Below are 16,269 nucleotides of genomic sequence, written 5' to 3'. Positions count from 1 at the left end.
GGGCAACTCACTAGTTGAGCCGTTTTTTGGTTTCGAGAGTTTATTTTAAGTAAAGAATGGGGATAGTAGATAAGATCTAAAAAACTATATAAGGAGTTGAGCGTATGAATGATGTAGGGAATTCTTTCAGAGGAGTCGGCAATACGATTATTGATTACATTCCAAACGTATTGGGAGCACTGCTATTATTACTTATTGCATGGGTTGTAGCAACGATTGTACGGGCGATTTTCACGAAAGGATTAAAAAAAGCAGGCGTTGATAAAGCAATGGTCAGAGGGCACATGGCAAAAACAAAAGAAGATGCAGACAGCAAATTGGATTCTATAGGGAAAATTCTTTATTACCTGATCTTCATTTTATTTATTCCAAGTGTTTTGCAAACGCTGAATATGGACAACGTGGCACAGCCGATTTCAAACATGATGGATAAGCTATTGGCATTCCTGCCAAATCTTCTCATGGCCATCATAATTATCGTCATTGGCTACTTTGTAGCGAAGTTTGTGAAAAACTTAGTGTTTAGCCTTTTATCAGCGATCAATATTGATAAATGGTTTAACAAAGTTACCAGCAAGACCGGTGCAACATCGACTGGGACTGCCCGTATGGATGCAAGCGACAAATCGACGCTGGCGAACGTTCTGGCCAATGTAGTCTTCGTCATCGTTCTGATTCCGATCTTGACGATTGCACTCGAGACATTGAATATCCGCTCTATTTCTGAGCCGATTGTCAATATGCTCAACCAAGTGCTGAACATGATTCCGAATATTTTTGTGGCAATTATTTTGATACTAGTCGGTGTCTTGATTGCTAAATTTGTTGGAGATCTATTGATCAGCTTATTGAACGGGACAGGCATCAACCGTTTCTCGACGTACTTGAATCCGGATAAATCAAAAACGCCAAGCTTTGATATTGCAAACATCATTGGCAAGGTAGTACAAACCATTATTATCATCTTCTTTACAGTAGAAGCAATGAACGTTTTACAGCTTGATGTATTAAATGGCATTGGTTCAGCCATCATTGCTTACATGCCGCTTCTAATCAGTTCACTGATCATTTTAGGCCTTGGATTAATTGGCGGCAGTTTGCTTGGAAACTACATCAAGCAGTCTTCTGGCAACCGTTTCCTTGGATCTGTCGTAAAATACGTTATCATCATTATTGCTGTATTTATGACTTTGGATCAGTTGAATTTTGCCACTAATATTGTGAACTTGGCATTCCTGTTCATTATTGCCGGACTCGCTGTGGCATTTGCCATTTCCTTCGGTATGGGCGGCCGCGAATTTGCGAAGCGCCAGCTTGAGAAGTTGGAAAAGAAAATGGAAAAAGAAAACGATAAACCGAATCTATAAACGCATAATTCTATTCCTCTTGAGCTGTCATTTGCTCAAGAGGATTTTTTGTTGTTGATCGTTCATGCATGTTTATCCGAAGAAGATGAGAGTTGGAAATTAATTCAACTAATTTTATGCGAATAAAAAATTTCTTAAAATACTAATGCTGATAATTTTTTTAGTTTAGTTTATCTTTAGGTTTAAAAATAGGCGTTTTTTTTAATAAAATTTAATTTGAAAGAAAATTAAATTATATAGTTATAGTTATTTAAATAATTTAAAAATTCAGTTGACTTGTTTTTATGCAAGCGGTTACAATCAAGACAGTTATCAATAGCAGGATAAAAGAGGGGAGGTTTTGCGTAAATCTGAGCGATCGCTCAGTTGGAAAGGGATAAGAACCTAGTGGAAATGGGGGATTCGATGAAAGCATACAAAAAAGAAGTGCAGTTTACCATTTGGATGACAGCCGCCTTTATTTTAGTAGGAAATGTAGGGTTAATTTTCTCAATTTTTCCGGTAGATGGTATGTTTTTTGGTTTTCCAATCATGTATATTGTACCAATCCTAATGGGCTGGTTCGGAGTATTCTTTTTAACGATTGTGGCAGGGAAAATTGGAAACCGGATCGACGATGAAATTGACAGCGAAAACGAAGCGCTCGGAGTTTCCGAAGAAGCAAAGGATGTGTAGCTAATGGAAGCGCAAAACTGGCAATTATCAAACCCAATTCTTGGGCTAGCAGTAGTAGCCGCAACGTTTGTCTTGTTTTACGTCGTTGGGTTCCTGTCCAATCGGAAAAGTGCCTCAGCTAAGGATCTTTACATAGGCGGCGGAAATGTTGGAGCTTTCACCAATGGGCTGGCGATGGCCGCAACGTATATGAGTTTGGCGACATTCCTGGGCATCACGGCGCTGATTCTTCAGCTGCAAGTACCGTTCATCATGCTATGGATCCAGCTGATTTTAGCAATCCCGTTGATCACCATTATTTACGGCACAAGCCTGCGCCGGATGGGAGCTTTCTCTCCTACTCATTTTATCCGTGACCGGTACGGTGTGACCGCCTCCATTATTGCTGCTCTCTTTATGATTTTAGTATCCATTATGTATGCTTTGGGACAAATGATTGGAATTGCCATCACTTTTGAAACTTTACTTGGCATTCCCTATTTAACTGGACTTTTTGTTTTCGGAATTATCATTGTCGGCTATATCACAATCGGAGGAATGGCGGGAGCGACCAACAATGCTGCAATCCAAATGGTCATTATCGCTTTAATGTTCATTCTTCCGTTGGGTGCCATCATGAAAGCAGTCGGAGCGACCGGATGGTATTTTCCACCGTTGTTTTATTCGGACATGGTTCCGGCTATGTTAGAATCTTTGCCGACGTTCTTCGACTATCAATTCTCGCCGAAATGGTATTTCTCCATTATTCCGGCTTTGACAATCGGAGCTTTAGGGCTTCCGCATTTGGCGATGCGTGTCTATACAGCATCTAACTTGAAAAGTGCGCGTTCTGCGATGGTTTGGTTTGCGTTCATTCTTGGGTTGGTGTTCTCAGCAACTTATGCCATGGGATTTGTTGGTGTTTATGCAACAGCTACCCAAGGACTGGTCATTTCAGAGGGAGATGCTGATAAACTGACGATTATCTTGAACCTGGTCTATAACCCGGAATGGGTCACTGCGCTTGTTATCGCGGGTGCGATTTCAGCAGGCCTTTCAACCTTGAGCGGCAATTTGCTGGCAATCGGTGCCTTGATTTCCCAAGATATCATTGCTACGTTAAAGCCGAATATTCCTGAACGCCTGAGTTTGCGAATTGGCTTTATTGCCATTTTTGCGGGCGGATTGGTCAGTATCCTATTGGCCATCGAACCGCCCGCGTTCCTAGTCGTTAGTATTCTTTGGGCATTCGGATTAGCAGGGGTCACGAACGCGCCGCTGATTATAGTCGGTGTATGGTGGAAAGAAGCCAATAAATATGGTGCCATCGCTGCTTCTGTTGTTGGGGGTGCGATTTACATTATCGTCTCGCCATTTGTTTTCCCAAGCATCGTTTTGACGGGACATGGAGTAACAGATGGAATGGGCTTATCAGGCGCAATGCTGGCTGTGCCGATTAGTTTCATTCTTTTAATTGTTGTTTCCTATATCACAAACCGTATGCCAGGCCTTCAAAACAAGCTGACTAGGCAATCGGATATTGAGCTGATTGAACGTATCCATGGTTGGAAAGATATTCAGTCATATCGGTATAACAGTACAATAGGGGCTGCAGTCACAGTAGTGGTTTCGGCTGCTGTTGCGATATGGGCATTGATGCCTTGGGGGATGTAAGGAATGAAAGAAGGGGTGAGTAAAATGGTCGGAAAAATGGTTGCTTTAAATGATTCGTCTTTTCGATCATTTTTAGAATTGCCGAAAACCCAGTTTGTAAGCAATGTGCTGTTGTTCTTTGTTGGATTAGGCTATGGCGCGATTTCAATCGCGTCAAATGCCTCATACATAAGAAGTTTTGATTCTGCAATGCTGCAAAACTTCATCGTTCCAGTAATTTTCCTCCTTTTCGGACTGTTAATGGCGGTTATCACAAAAGTAGGTTTGGCATTGTTGCTTTGGGCAGGTTCAAAAGGGCTTGGTGGAAAGGGGCGGTTGGGTGACATCAATCGAACGGTTCCGGTTGCCCTGCTGCCAGGATTGTTGGGCGCGCCCTACTTGGCGAATGCGGGGAATGGCCATCTACTGGTTTACGTGCTGCTGGCAGTTGGCCTTATATGGATGTACTTGGTTTGTGCTAAAATTATCAAAACAACTCAAAACTTTTCGACTCATAAAGCTTATTTGGGGGCTCTAGCAGCATTCGTTTTTTTAGCAAGCGTCTACTACTTGATCATTCCGCCAGCGTAAAGAAAAATAGATTGGAGGCTTATGCTATGGAATTCGAAGATTTAATTGCTCCGGAGCAGTATAATATCACTTCTGAATTAGAGGAATACAAAGAAGAAAGCGATCGTTTAGCAATTCGGTGGCTGGATAGTGCAGGCAACCGGGAAGATCTCTCTTACAAAGAACTTGTTGGAAAAATGAACCAATACGCGCAGGCTTTAGTGAAGCTGGGCATAACAAAAGGGGATCGTATGCTCATCATATTGCCTCGGATCCCAGAAGCATACATTACATATTTGGCTTGCTTGCGCGCTGGAATTGTGGCAATCCCCTGCTCAGAAATGCTTCGGAAAAAAGATTTGATTTACCGAATGCACCATTCTAGCGCTAAAGGAGTGGTTGCGCATTATAAAACCACCGCGGAAACCAACTCAATCGATGAAGAAGTAGTTGCGTTGAACAATAAATTGATTGTTGGTGGAACAGAAGAAGGCTGGCAATCTTTCGAAGAATTGGCAGAAAAAGAATCATCGAATTTTGAAGCTGTACCGACCCATCGTGAAGATACGGCTTTCTTGTCTTATACGTCTGGCACTACCGGCAATCCGAAAGGGGTTGTGCACGTTCATGGCTGGGGTTATGCGCATGTGAGAACAGCCGCAACAAAGTGGCTGGGTGTCCAAAGCGGTGACGTGGTATGGGCAACAGCTGCTCCTGGCTGGCAAAAATGGATTTGGAGTCCGTTTCTTTCGACCATTACACTTGGAGCCACGGCTTTTGTTTACAACGGACCTTTTGATGCTTTGAAATATTTGGATTTATTAAAAGACGAACAAATCAATGTCCTTTGCTGCACGCCGACAGAATATCGAATCATGGCAAAAGTGGAAAATCTCAACTCTTACAAACTGCCAGCGTTAAGGTCAGCAGTATCTGCCGGAGAACCTTTAAATCGGCAGGTGATTGAAGCATTCCAGCAAGCATTTGATATTAACGTTCGCGACGGCTATGGCCAAACAGAAAACACCTTGCTTGTTGGAACGCTTCAAGAGATGGAAGTGAAGCCAGGATCGATGGGCAAACCGACACCTGGCAATCCGGTTGATATCATCAATGATGAAGGACAACCGACAGCAGTTGGAGAAGTTGGGGATATTGCCGTTCACCGCGATTGTCCGGCACTGTTTCGGGAATATTACCGGGATTCGGAACGGACCAAAGCGGCTTTCCGTGGCGATTGGTATTTAACGGGAGACCAAGCAAAACGCGATGAAGACGGCTATTTTTGGTTTGAAGGACGCAGCGATGACATCATCATCAGTTCGGGGTATACGATAGGGCCTTTTGAAGTTGAGGATGCGCTGATGAAACATGCAGCCATCCAGGAATGCGCAGTTGTAGCCGCTCCTGATGAAATTCGCGGCAATATTGTCAAAGCGTATGTGGTGCTTCGTAATCCAGATGATTACCCGGATCCAGAAGTGTTGGTCAAACAGCTGCAGGATCACGTTAAGGAGATTACTGCACCGTATAAGTATCCAAGGGTCATCGAATTTTTGGACGAACTGCCAAAGACGGCTTCAGGCAAAATCCGCCGCGTGGAACTGCGAAAACTGAATGTCTAACGGGAAAAGCCTGACAGCAAACACTGTCAGGCTTTTCTATGGATTTATTTAGGTGGTGAGATGAGTCGGTGCTGAAAGGCATAAATGACTGCCTGTGTCCGGTCGTGAACCTCCAGTTTTGACAGGATGTTGCTGACATGGGTCTTGACTGTTTTCAAGGCGATGAATAATTGATCGGCAATTTCCTGATTGGTCAATCCAGCAGCCAACAACAGGAGAATTTCCATTTCCCGTTCGGTCAATTCATCGTGAAGGACACGCTCGTGGCGCATCTGTTTCATCATTTTGGTCATGACCTCCGGCTCAAGAACCGGCGTGCCATTCATGGTTTGACGAATGGATTCCGCAATCCGTGAAGCTTTTGATGTTTTCAATATGTAACTGACGGCTCCCGCTTGAAGAGCCGGATAGACTTTGTCATCGTCCAGGAAGCTGGTGACAATCATGATTTTTGCTTGCGGCCATTGGTCGATGATGGCTTTTGTGGCCTCCGCTCCATTCATGACCGGCATGACCATATCCATCAAAATCAAGTCAGGCCGCAGCTCTAATGCCATTTCAACAGCTTCCTGGCCATTAGCTGCTTCTCCGGCAACTTCCATATCCTTTTGGGACTGCAAATAGGCGGAGACGCCAATGCGCACCATCTCGTGGTCATCCACTAACAAGATTCGAATCATGGGTTTTCTTCCTTTCAATCGGGACTTTTACTTCCACAATCGTTCCTTCAGAAGGGACTGATACAATTTTGCTGGTCGCACCGATTTCGATGGCGCGTTCTTCAATATGTTTCAGACCGTAGGAGGTCGACTTGGATTGTTCGCTTTCAAATCCAACGCCATTGTCCTGAATACGCAGGATGGCAAAATTATCGCGTTCGACAAACAGGATATGGACTTCGGTCGCTTTGGAATGGCGCAGCGTATTGGATAAGGTTTCTTGTGCAATGCGGAACAGATGGTCTTCCGCCCCTTTTTGCAACGAGACTTCCTCCAATTTATGCTCAATCGTAAAATAGACTTTTTCCTTCAGTTCACTGACCAGTTCAAACAATCCTTGTCGAAGGCTCTTGTCATGCAGAGCTGCGGGGCGCAAATGCAGCAGCAGCGCCCGCATTTCCAGCTGTGCCTGTTGGACCATTTTCTCAGTCTGTAACAATCCGGGCTGCACATCCTCATGTTCGGTCATCGAAGACAGCAGCATCGAAGCGGCGAACAGCTGCTGGGAGACAGAGTCATGAAGCTCTCTGGCCAAACGCTGCCGTTCCATAATCAGCCGTTCCTGGATGATTTGATCCTGCGTTTCTGCCCGCTCATTGGCAATGCGGGTCAAGCTTTTGCGCTGCGTTTCCAACAGCTTTTGCAGTTTGAGAATGGAATTTGATAAATTGCCCGGCAAGGTTTTCATTTGGGCAGCTTGTACAACTGTCTTGTCTTCATTGCGCAGAAGAGCCTGAAAGATTTTTTCGATTTCCTGCACTTTGGAGCGAGAGAGGGATTCGGTCCACCAGGAGATGCCGACGGACAGTGCGAGCATCAGAACAAGCAGCCAAATGCCCAAAGGCAATCCGCCAATAAAATCATCCCATAAAACAGACCAGCTGTTAACGGCCGGCAAACCAAGCAGTGCAAAAAGAATGCTGAAGATGATCAATGCAAAAAGAGAAATGAAAAACAGGCTGCGCGGCAAGATCTGTCTCATCTGCGAATCACCTCGACATCTCCCATCCATGTAGTTACAGAAACGACGAGTTCGACTTTGCTGCCTTCATCTGTCGGGTAGCCATCTTCCACGTGGATCGTGCCACTCAAAATGCGCTGGTTGTCTCCATTGAAAAACCGGGCTTCTCCCAGCAGCGTCGAATAGTAGACACGCACAGGAACCTCATACGGGACCACCACTTGAACTTTTCCAAAACCTTGACGAATGGAAATGAGCGAAGTCTTTTTTGGCAAAACCGTATGGGTCGTATCTACGAGAATATCTCCGATAAATCCTTGTACATGAATGTCTTTCCACTCGTAAGACTCGATGGGAGTGCTTTGTGCGGCCATGACTTTGTTTTGAATCAATCCCCTATCTGTCGAGCCGTATAAAGGCGCTGTCTGCAGCCATTCTTCGCCTTTCCATAAACGAATCAACAGATAAATGGCCAGGCCGAAAACCATCAATCTTAGACTCCACATGGATAAAATGGAAACACCGATAAGAAACGTGCCTATCCAAAAATAAGAGCGACGGTACTTTACTTTATTTCTCAGAGCATAGTAAATCGTTCCGATACCAAGAAGGATCAAAAACACGCTGCCGTTTCCTAAAAAGGCAGCTTCCACGAATATGAGTAATAAAGCGCTGAGCAGGAAAAACGCCTGTCTGTTTGTTGAAAAATGCTGCATGGCTTTTGCCTCCTTCTTTGTATCAGAAAAAATGAGAAGAAGAAAACTTCCTCTCATTTCAGTTTAAACAATTTCCTTTTGGTTTGCGCTATTTTTTTCTAATGTTTCCAATCGGCGTTCCATTGCTGAGCGCTCATGGCGTTCTTCGACTTTCGCACCAAGTGTGGTGATATAAGAAGCCATGTCATCGAATGAGCCAATGCGTTCCGCAACAAGTTCCGGGCTCAATACTTTATCCATCTGGTGATGGGCACGCGTTGCATTTTCCTTGCCCATCAATTGGAGCTGCTTTACTTTCATGTCTTTCACTTTGTGCTTCATTTCTTCGTAGCGGTGTTCCAGTCCAGTCAGTTCAGCAATGTTTTCATCTAAGTTATTCTGCAGCATGGCAACGCGTGCTGCATAAGCTTGAACTTCCATAGAAGCAAAGTCAGCCAGGTCGCGTTCACCCGAAGTTTCTGCCAGTTCCAATTGCGCCTGGCGCTTGTCGAACATGGCGGATGCTTCCGCTAATTCTTTTTCCAGCTTACCATTTAGCTGGGCTTGGCGCTCTACCCATTTTCCGGTAGCTGTTGTCTGATTTTCAGCTTCTGTAATGTAGCGGTTTAGCAAAGCGAGTGGATTTTTTTCCTCTTTCTTTGCGACGACGGCATCCAAATCGGTTGCGACGGCAAATTTGAAACGGTCCCATAAAGTAGTCATTGTTGTTTCCTCCTTATTTGTTTAGTTTGTTCCATTGTTGTTCAAAATTTGTAAATGGATCACTTTCCTTTACAGCTGTGACCGATACGCTTTGGCCGTTCCATTGGCGGTAAATCATCCACAAAGCAACAAGAGCAGCGACGCCAATCAAAGCCGGTACGTTCGAGATAGCTGAGATGACACCGACGATGGCGACAAATGCCCACCATACTTTGGCCAAGGTCGAGGTGCTTCTTAAGTAGTAATGTACCCCTGCGTATACGATTAGCAAGGATACGGCCAATCCAATGATGGGTCCCAGATTGGAAAGGGCGATGATTCCGGCAATGATGCCGAGTGTAACCAACCAAAATTTGTTCATCTTGTTTTCCTCCTCTCAATTTCTAACCTAATCATACTAAGCAGTCGCATTTTCCAATACGGTCTCTGACTGCATCTTTCACTAGGTCCTGAGGCGTAGAAGCATCTACAGCCATCCAAGTAAGAACTAAAGATTCTCAGGAGTTCCGTTGCAGGAGATCGGCAGCTGGAATGCTATAATATTTTTTACCACATTGAAAATAAGAAATCTTTCATATATGGTCCATCTTAAAGAAGAAAGAGGCGTTTTTTTATGAAAATAGTTGCAGGCATCGGCAGCGCATTATTTATTTATACCGCGCTTATTGCGTATCTTGGATGGGCAGTGTACGCCTGGATAAACAGTTTTTCAGACATTATCCATCCATGGTTCTTTACGGCTTTTTGGTTAATTATCGCTTATAGCTATGTTATCGGTCGCATTGGCCATAAATGGCTTGGCTTTACGATTCTCGGGTCGTACTGGTTTGCTTTTTTGCAGTATGCAATTTTGTTGATTCCCGTGGCAAATATCATGGTGCTGGTTGTAGATTTTCAGGATGACCTGTTCCTGATTGGTTGTGCGGCGGCCGCTATTTTGTTGGTGCTGTTTCTTGTGGGCACTTATTTGGCTTACAGCCCGGTGGTCCGCACGTTGGAAGTGACCGTCGATGCGGAAGAGGCAGAGCCGCTTCATATGGTCATCGGTTCGGATTTTCACTTAGGTGTTTTATCAGGCAAAAGCCATTTAAAGCGTTTTGTGGAAAAGACCAATGCACTGGATCCGGATATTGTTTTTCTAGCGGGAGATCTAGTTGATGATGATCCGATTTGGTATGCACGCTATGGCATGGGCGAGGTTATGGAGCAGCTGAAGCCTAACTTAGGCGTATACGGCGTTTTAGGCAATCATGAATATTACGGAAAGAAAATTTCCTTGCTGGTTCGGGTGATGGAAAAATCAGGTGTAAAGATTTTAAGAGATGAAACTATTCTGGTGGGAAATCGTTTTTATTTGTCAGGACGCGAAGACCGGACCAATGGCAACCGGCAATCGCTTCTGGATTTAAAGCCGGAAAAAGGCAGGTTGCCTTGGATTGTGATGGACCACACGCCATCTGATTTAAAAACGCCTGCAGAATTGGGCGCGGACTTTCATATGTCTGGCCATACTCATAAAGGGCAGATGTGGCCTAATCATTTATTGACCAAACGAATATTTGAGTTGGATTACGGCTATCGGTTGATCAAGAAAACACATTTTGTTGTGTCTTCAGGTTTTGGTTTTTGGGGACCGCCGCTGCGCATTGGAAGCCGTTCTGAATTATGGTCAGTAACTATGAATTTCCGGCCGACTTCTTAAAAAGGAGAGTTTACATGGAAGATTGGATTGTTTCGGTGATGTCGGAGTATGGCTATTTCGGCATATTCCTGCTCATCATGCTGGAAAATGTATTTCCGCCGATTCCTTCAGAAGTCATTTTGACGGTTGGCGGATTTATGACGACAACGACCACAATGACCATACCGGGAGTGATCTTGGCATCTACCGCCGGTTCAGTTGTTGGAGCGGTGATTTTGTACGGAGTCGGCTTGCAGCTGGATGTTGAACGCTTGGAGAAAATTATTGATAAATACGGCAGCTGGCTGCGGGTAAAAAAGGCGGATATTCATAAAGCGGATGCCTGGTTTGACCGCTTTGGTGTTTGGACGGTATTTTTTGGCCGGTTGATTCCTTTGGTACGCAGCTTGATTTCTATTCCTGCGGGCATGTCGAACATGAAGTTTTGGTTGTTCATTAGCTTTACCACGCTCGGCACGCTGCTGTGGAATACCGTATTAGTGTTTGTCGGTGAAGCGGTGGGGGATAATAGAGAGCAGATCATGCACCAATTGGCGCTTTACTCAAATGTTGTTTATGGCTTAATTGCTTTAGGGGCAATAGCGGCAGTCTGGTATTACGTGAAAAAAATAAGAGTGCGCAACTAACAGGAAACTGCTGGCAATTGCCGGCAGTTTTTTAAGTTGTTATAATTATGGAATAATAAAGGATGGAGGATTTTTATGAAGCCGATTGTATTTATTACACAAAAACTGCCGGATCAGGCAGTCGCTGGACTGCAAGAACAATACGAAGTCCGGATGTGGCCGGAAGAAAATACTCCCGCACCGCGTGAAAAATTGCTGGAAGAAGCAAAAGAAGCGCATGCACTTTGGACCATGTTATCCGATCAGATTGATAGTGAAGTATTTGAAGCTGCACCCAATTTGAAAATTGTCACGAATCTTGCGGTGGGCCACAACAATGTCGATTTGGAAGCAGCCCGTAAACATCACGTAATGGTAACCAATACGCCTGACGTCTTGACTGAATCCACGGCAGACTTGACCTTTGCTTTATTGTTGGCGACAGCTCGCCGAATCATTGAAGCGGAGAAAACGGTCCGTTCGGGAGAATGGAAATCTTGGACGCCGATGGGCATGACCGGGCAAAATGTCGGAGGTGCGACACTCGGTATCATCGGCATGGGTCGAATCGGGGAAGCAGTAGCTCGCCGTGCGCAAGGGTTTGGCATGGATGTGCTGTATCACAACCGCACCCGGAGAAGCTTGGAAGATGTACGCTATGCTGGATTCGAGGAATTATTGAAGATTTCGGATTATGTGGTGATCTTGACACCGTTGACGCCGGAAACCAAAGGGATGATCGGAGCCGACGAATTGGCATTGATGAAAGAAACGGCTTGCCTGATCAATGTGGCAAGGGGCGGCATTGTAGACGAGAGTGCTTTATATGAAGCATTGAAAGACAAAAAAATCTGGGGAGCCGGCTTGGATGTTTTTGAACAAGAACCGGTTCCGCTTGACCATCCGCTGCTGACGCTGTCGAATGTGACGGTGTTGCCGCATATTGGCAGTGCGACAATCCAAACACGCTTAGAGATGATGGCATTGAATGCTGAAGCAATTCAAGCTTGTTTAGAGAACAAGTCGGTTAAAAATCGAGTTTGCTGAGAAAAACAGGAAGGCAGCTGCGCAAGCAGCTGTCTTTTGTGAAAGCAAAAGTTGTAGTTTGCCGTTATTTATTGTAAAATGATTGAGGTTTTTGCTGCCTTTTCTGGTGCAGAAACAAATAGAGAATTAGGAGGTATGATTCATGCAAAATCATACACACAATGTTTTACTTTACTACCTATACACACCAATCGAAGATCCAGAAGTTTTTGCAGCTGACCATTTGGCAGCATGCAAAGAGCTTGAACTGAAAGGACGCATCCTTGTTTCCGAAGAAGGCATCAATGGAACGTGTTCTGGAACCATCGAACAGACAGAAGCTTATATGGAATTGGTGAAAAACGACCCGCGCTTCTCAGACATCGTTTTCAAAATCGACGCTGCAGAAGGCCATGCGTTCAAAAAGATGCACGTCCGCGCAAAAAAAGAAATCGTTCACCTTGGGCTGGAAGAAGACATCAATCCGAATGAATTGACAGGCACTTACCTGGAGCCGGTAGAATTCTATAAACAAATGCAGGAACAGGACACCATCGTCTTGGATGCACGCAACGATTATGAATACGACCTTGGCCATTTCCGCAATTCGGTTCGTCCAGATATCGAAAACTTCCGCGACTTGCCGGAATGGATCCGTGACAATAAAGAACAATTTGAAGGCAAGAAAATTTTGACGTATTGCACAGGCGGCATCCGCTGTGAAAAATTCTCGGGCTGGCTGAAAAAAGAAGGCTTCGAGGACGTTGCCCAATTACACGGCGGCATTGTAAGCTACGGTAAAGACCCTGAAGTAAAAGGCGATTTATGGGACGGCCAACTGTACGTATTTGATGAGCGTATTGCTGTGCCAGTGAACCAATTGGAACACACCGTCGTCGGCAAAGACCACTTTACAGGTGAACCTTGCGAACGCTACGTGAACTGCGCAAACCCTGAATGCAATGCGAAAATTTTGGCTACTGAAGAAAACGAGCACAAATACATGCGTTCATGTTCAGATGAATGCCGTGAACACCCCCGCAACCGCTATGCTTTTGAGCACGGCCTAACCGGAGAACAAGTCCAGGCGCGTTTGGATGCGTTGAAAGAAACAACTGGAGTTCAATAAATGAAAAAAAGCTGCCGATAAATTCGGCAGCTTTTTTTGCGTTCACTTATTTTTCGACTTCTTCCTGGCAGTCAAAACACACCAGTTCCCCGTCTACATAAACTCCGTCAAGAAAACCATCCCGGCAATAGACGTCTTTTCCGCAATTGCTGCACGGTCCGATGAGTTCAGGCATCTTGTAACCCGTCAGCGTAGACATGCATTGCGTCTTTCAAGTATTTAGCCAAACCTTGGCCATGCTGATCGATATTAGCAGCGAAACGACTGTCTGATGCATATAAGTCGCCGAGTCCGCGGAACATCTTCGGCGAACAGTCATAGAACCGATTCAACAGAGTATAGTAAGCTTTCATCTCTTGTTGGACGGCGGCTGTCTGTGGAGGCAAATGCATCAAACTGGCGACTGTGTTGTAAATACGGTCTCCCTCGCGGTTGATTTCATCCAAATCTTCTTCTTCTTTTTCCGGTTTGGCCGGCTCGCTGATAGCTGCAGCCGGTTCTTCAGCTACAGCAGTTTCTACAGGAGCTACGGCAACCGCAACAGCTGAATCGTCGCCGAAAATATGCGCAGCCTGCGAAACTTCTGCCTGGCCAAGCATCGCTGAACTGCTGTCGGTCTTATGGTATCTCTCAATCAAATCTTCAGATTTGCTGCTAGTAAACGCAGAAAAGCGCTCTGCATCGGTCACGCTCTGTAAGCCCCGAAGTTCCCGCTGCGTGTTTTCTGCATTCTGTATCAGGTTTTCAATACGTTGTTTTTTCTGTTCCAACAACTCGACATGTTGAGACAACGCATACTCTTGATCAAAGCCATCGGCCACAAGTTCCTGTATCTTTTTTAACGAAAAGTCCAATTCTTTCAGGAATAAAATCTGCTGGAGCAACTTTAAATCTTTGCCATTGTAATAGCGGTAACGATTGGTTCCGATATTTGACGGTTTCAATAAACCGATGCTGTCGTAATGATGGAGAGTCCGTACACTGACGCCCGCTATTTTTGCTACTTCTTGTACTTTGTACAATCTAATCACCTCTCTCTTTAAAATACACTATAACGCACCGTCAGTGTCAATAGTTTATGGAAAAAGACGCTAAAATGTATTGTTTTTGTCTTATATCCGTAAGAGTGTAGGATTCTGTCATCGCTTTAGCAACTTAGGCTTGCTTAAACACAGGTTAGCTTAGTAAAGATCTTATAGCCGATGGATCTACAAATGACAATAGTGTATAAGATTTTTTATTAATAAATAAAACGGAACATTCAGAAAACAAATAGGATTTTCCGGTTCAACTATGGAATAATAGGGATAAAAGCATTAAAAATTTGGCGGAAGAAAGGGGCGGAAACCATGAAGCTGACCAACTTTGTAAATGGACAATGGCAATTAAATGAACAAGCAGAGTTCAAACCGGTTTTGAATCCTGCAAACGGAGAAGAATTGGCGCAGGTTCAGATGTCCACCGAAAAGGAAGTTGATCAGGCCGTAGAAGCGGCACAAAAAGCACAAAAAAATTGGGCAAAAGTACCAGCACCAAAGCGTGCAGACTATTTATATGAAGTTGGGCGCTTGATGAAAGAGCGAAAAGAACATTTGGCTCAAGTACTGACGAAAGAAATGGGGAAGGTCATCGAAGAAGGACGCGGTGAAGTTCAGGAAGGCATCGATATGGCTTACTACATGGCGGGGGAAGGAAGGCGTTTATTCGGTGAAACGACACCATCGGAACTGGCGGACAAGTTTGCCATGAGCGTCCGTTCGCCAATCGGTGTGGTGGGACTGATTACGCCTTGGAACTTCCCGGTAGCCATTGCGACGTGGAAGTCGTTTCCGGCCATCGTGGCAGGCAACACCTTTATTTGGAAACCTGCAACTGAAACACCAATGATGGCTTATGAAATGGCAAAAATATTTAAAGAAGCGGGTCTTCCAGATGGCGTAGCCAATATTGTTTTCGGCGCTGGTTCTCGAGTGGGAACGGCTTTGATTGAGCATCCAGGTGTCCGGGTCATTTCGTTTACCGGCTCCACTGAAACAGGCCGCAAAGTTGCAGAGGCAGGCGGCCGCAACTTGAAAAAAGTGTCACTTGAAATGGGCGGCAAAAATGCTGTAATTGTTATGGAAGATGCTGATTTGGATTTGGCTGTTGAAGGAATTCTTTGGAGTGCTTTTGGAACTGCTGGCCAGCGCTGTACTGCCTGCAGCCGGATAATTGCGCATGCCGATATTAAGCAGGAGCTGCAAAAACGCCTGCTGGTAAAGATGGAAGCATTAACCGTTGGAGACGGAATGGATGAGTCAATTAAAGTAGGCCCGGTCATCAACCGGAAAGCTCTTAACAAAATTCATTCATATATCGAAATTGGCCAACAGGAGGGTGCTAAGCTTCTGGTTGGCGGCGAAATTCTAACAGGGGGCATCTATGATTTAGGGAACTACTACGCTCCGACATTGTTTACGGATGTATTGCCGGATATGCGCATTGCACAGGAAGAAATTTTTGGACCGGTCGTATCCATTATTGAAGCAACAAGTTTTGAAAACGCAATTGAGATAAACAATGGTGTGATGTATGGTTTGTCCAGTTCGATTTATACAGCTGACATCAATCGGGCATTCAAAGCTCAGCGTGATTTGGATACTGGAATCGTTTATATAAATGCTGGGACGACCGGCGCTGAAATTCATTTGCCATTCGGTGGAACAAAAGGCACGGGCAATGGGCATCGTGATTCGGGCGTCGCGGCACTGGATGTCTTTACAGAATGGAAAAGCGTTTACGTCGACTTCAGCGGGAAGCTGCAGCGTGCTCAAATCGATACTGCAACTTAATGGCGAAAG

The 16,269-nt window shown here is 44.9% G+C and carries 16 protein-coding genes; 10 read left to right on the top strand and 6 right to left on the bottom strand.

Annotated features, from left to right (window positions below):
* The first annotated feature begins 104 nt into the window (after positions 1 to 104).
* The 5 genes from AC4EG4_RS05605 to mbcS all read left to right on the top strand — a co-directional run bounded on the left by AC4EG4_RS05605 (position 105) and on the right by mbcS (position 5,869).
* Entirely contained in the window at positions 105 to 1,367 is a 1,263-nt protein-coding gene (locus AC4EG4_RS05605) for a mechanosensitive ion channel (RefSeq protein WP_490977284.1), read from the top strand.
* Between the two features lie 405 nt (positions 1,368 to 1,772).
* Positions 1,773 to 2,042 (top strand): hypothetical protein, encoded by a 270-nt coding sequence (locus tag AC4EG4_RS05600; protein WP_490977285.1) that lies wholly within the window; start codon positions 1,773 to 1,775, stop codon positions 2,040 to 2,042.
* 3 nt (positions 2,043 to 2,045) lie between these two features.
* On the top strand, positions 2,046 to 3,695 hold the full coding sequence (locus tag AC4EG4_RS05595; protein ID WP_490977286.1) for a solute symporter family protein: 1,650 nt from the start codon (positions 2,046 to 2,048) through the stop codon (positions 3,693 to 3,695).
* A gap of 24 nt (positions 3,696 to 3,719) precedes the next feature.
* Positions 3,720 to 4,265 (top strand): hypothetical protein, encoded by a 546-nt coding sequence (locus tag AC4EG4_RS05590; RefSeq protein ID WP_490987153.1) that lies wholly within the window; start codon positions 3,720 to 3,722, stop codon positions 4,263 to 4,265.
* Positions 4,266 to 4,291: 26 nt separating this feature from the next.
* Complete coding sequence (gene mbcS / locus AC4EG4_RS05585; RefSeq protein WP_490987152.1) at positions 4,292 to 5,869, top strand: acyl-CoA synthetase MbcS; 1,578 nt, start codon at positions 4,292 to 4,294, stop codon at positions 5,867 to 5,869.
* 44 nt (positions 5,870 to 5,913) lie between these two features.
* Here the strand turns inward: mbcS and AC4EG4_RS05580 are convergent, their stop codons facing one another.
* The 5 genes from AC4EG4_RS05580 to AC4EG4_RS05560 all read right to left on the bottom strand — a co-directional run bounded on the left by AC4EG4_RS05580 (position 5,914) and on the right by AC4EG4_RS05560 (position 9,328).
* Positions 5,914 to 6,549: a response regulator gene (locus AC4EG4_RS05580; RefSeq protein WP_490987151.1), complete on the bottom strand. Its 636-nt coding sequence runs from the start codon at positions 6,547 to 6,549 to the stop codon at positions 5,914 to 5,916.
* Positions 6,524 to 7,570 carry a sensor histidine kinase gene (locus AC4EG4_RS05575; protein ID WP_490977290.1) on the bottom strand — a complete coding sequence of 349 codons (1,047 nt, stop codon included), beginning with the start codon at positions 7,568 to 7,570 and terminating at the stop codon, positions 6,524 to 6,526. The genes AC4EG4_RS05580 and AC4EG4_RS05575 overlap by 26 nt, the downstream gene beginning before the upstream one ends.
* Positions 7,567 to 8,265, bottom strand: a complete 699-nt coding sequence (liaF, locus tag AC4EG4_RS05570) for a cell wall-active antibiotics response protein LiaF (protein WP_490987150.1) — start codon at positions 8,263 to 8,265, stop codon at positions 7,567 to 7,569. The genes AC4EG4_RS05575 and liaF overlap by 4 nt, the downstream gene beginning before the upstream one ends.
* A 63-nt stretch (positions 8,266 to 8,328) precedes the next feature.
* The gene (locus tag AC4EG4_RS05565) at positions 8,329 to 8,967 is read right to left on the bottom strand and encodes a PspA/IM30 family protein (protein ID WP_490987149.1); all 639 of its coding nucleotides are present in this window, start codon (positions 8,965 to 8,967) and stop codon (positions 8,329 to 8,331) included.
* A 13-nt stretch (positions 8,968 to 8,980) separates the two neighbouring features.
* Complete coding sequence (locus AC4EG4_RS05560) at positions 8,981 to 9,328, bottom strand: lmo0954 family membrane protein (protein WP_490987148.1); 348 nt, start codon at positions 9,326 to 9,328, stop codon at positions 8,981 to 8,983.
* 252 nt (positions 9,329 to 9,580) lie between these two features.
* On the opposite strand from AC4EG4_RS05560, the gene AC4EG4_RS05555 reads away from it, so the two are divergent.
* The 4 genes from AC4EG4_RS05555 (at position 9,581) to trhO (ending at position 13,429) form a co-directional block, all read left to right on the top strand.
* Complete coding sequence (locus AC4EG4_RS05555; RefSeq protein ID WP_490987147.1) at positions 9,581 to 10,669, top strand: metallophosphoesterase; 1,089 nt, start codon at positions 9,581 to 9,583, stop codon at positions 10,667 to 10,669.
* A 14-nt stretch (positions 10,670 to 10,683) separates the two neighbouring features.
* Positions 10,684 to 11,295, top strand: a complete 612-nt coding sequence (locus AC4EG4_RS05550; RefSeq protein ID WP_490987146.1) for a DedA family protein — start codon at positions 10,684 to 10,686, stop codon at positions 11,293 to 11,295.
* Positions 11,296 to 11,370: 75 nt separating this feature from the next.
* Positions 11,371 to 12,321 carry a 2-hydroxyacid dehydrogenase gene (locus tag AC4EG4_RS05545; RefSeq protein ID WP_490987145.1) on the top strand — a complete coding sequence of 317 codons (951 nt, stop codon included), beginning with the start codon at positions 11,371 to 11,373 and terminating at the stop codon, positions 12,319 to 12,321.
* Between the two features lie 142 nt (positions 12,322 to 12,463).
* Positions 12,464 to 13,429 carry an oxygen-dependent tRNA uridine(34) hydroxylase TrhO gene (gene trhO, locus AC4EG4_RS05540; RefSeq protein ID WP_490987144.1) on the top strand — a complete coding sequence of 322 codons (966 nt, stop codon included), beginning with the start codon at positions 12,464 to 12,466 and terminating at the stop codon, positions 13,427 to 13,429.
* 167 nt (positions 13,430 to 13,596) lie between these two features.
* Here the strand turns inward: trhO and AC4EG4_RS05535 are convergent, their stop codons facing one another.
* The gene (locus tag AC4EG4_RS05535) at positions 13,597 to 14,460 is read right to left on the bottom strand and encodes a MerR family transcriptional regulator (protein WP_490987143.1); all 864 of its coding nucleotides are present in this window, start codon (positions 14,458 to 14,460) and stop codon (positions 13,597 to 13,599) included.
* 318 nt (positions 14,461 to 14,778) lie between these two features.
* Here AC4EG4_RS05535 and AC4EG4_RS05530 point away from each other — a divergent pair, with 318 nt between their 5' ends.
* On the top strand, positions 14,779 to 16,260 hold the full coding sequence (locus AC4EG4_RS05530) for an aldehyde dehydrogenase family protein (protein WP_490987142.1): 1,482 nt from the start codon (positions 14,779 to 14,781) through the stop codon (positions 16,258 to 16,260).
* Positions 16,261 to 16,269: the final 9 nt, after the last annotated feature.

This window comes from Planococcus sp. TJ-201 (assembly GCF_058268495.1).
Note: the sequence above shows the minus strand (reverse complement) of the source record. Positions and strands in the feature narration are given on the sequence as shown.

Excerpts from the sequence above, each read along its gene's own strand:
- AC4EG4_RS05605 (WP_490977284.1), top strand. The coding sequence starts at position 105 with ATGAATGATGTAGGGAATTCTTTCAGAGGAGTCGGCAATACGATTATT.
- AC4EG4_RS05600 (WP_490977285.1), top strand. The coding sequence starts at position 1,773 with ATGAAAGCATACAAAAAAGAAGTGCAGTTTACCATTTGGATGACAGCC.
- AC4EG4_RS05595 (WP_490977286.1), top strand. The coding sequence starts at position 2,046 with ATGGAAGCGCAAAACTGGCAATTATCAAACCCAATTCTTGGGCTAGCA.
- AC4EG4_RS05590 (WP_490987153.1), top strand. The coding sequence starts at position 3,720 with ATGGTCGGAAAAATGGTTGCTTTAAATGATTCGTCTTTTCGATCATTT.
- mbcS (WP_490987152.1), top strand. The coding sequence starts at position 4,292 with ATGGAATTCGAAGATTTAATTGCTCCGGAGCAGTATAATATCACTTCT.
- AC4EG4_RS05580 (WP_490987151.1), bottom strand. The coding sequence starts at position 6,549 with ATGATTCGAATCTTGTTAGTGGATGACCACGAGATGGTGCGCATTGGC.
- AC4EG4_RS05575 (WP_490977290.1), bottom strand. The coding sequence starts at position 7,570 with ATGAGACAGATCTTGCCGCGCAGCCTGTTTTTCATTTCTCTTTTTGCA.
- liaF (WP_490987150.1), bottom strand. The coding sequence starts at position 8,265 with ATGCAGCATTTTTCAACAAACAGACAGGCGTTTTTCCTGCTCAGCGCT.
- AC4EG4_RS05565 (WP_490987149.1), bottom strand. The coding sequence starts at position 8,967 with ATGACTACTTTATGGGACCGTTTCAAATTTGCCGTCGCAACCGATTTG.
- AC4EG4_RS05560 (WP_490987148.1), bottom strand. The coding sequence starts at position 9,328 with ATGAACAAATTTTGGTTGGTTACACTCGGCATCATTGCCGGAATCATC.
- AC4EG4_RS05555 (WP_490987147.1), top strand. The coding sequence starts at position 9,581 with ATGAAAATAGTTGCAGGCATCGGCAGCGCATTATTTATTTATACCGCG.
- AC4EG4_RS05550 (WP_490987146.1), top strand. The coding sequence starts at position 10,684 with ATGGAAGATTGGATTGTTTCGGTGATGTCGGAGTATGGCTATTTCGGC.
- AC4EG4_RS05545 (WP_490987145.1), top strand. The coding sequence starts at position 11,371 with ATGAAGCCGATTGTATTTATTACACAAAAACTGCCGGATCAGGCAGTC.
- trhO (WP_490987144.1), top strand. The coding sequence starts at position 12,464 with ATGCAAAATCATACACACAATGTTTTACTTTACTACCTATACACACCA.
- AC4EG4_RS05530 (WP_490987142.1), top strand. The coding sequence starts at position 14,779 with ATGAAGCTGACCAACTTTGTAAATGGACAATGGCAATTAAATGAACAA.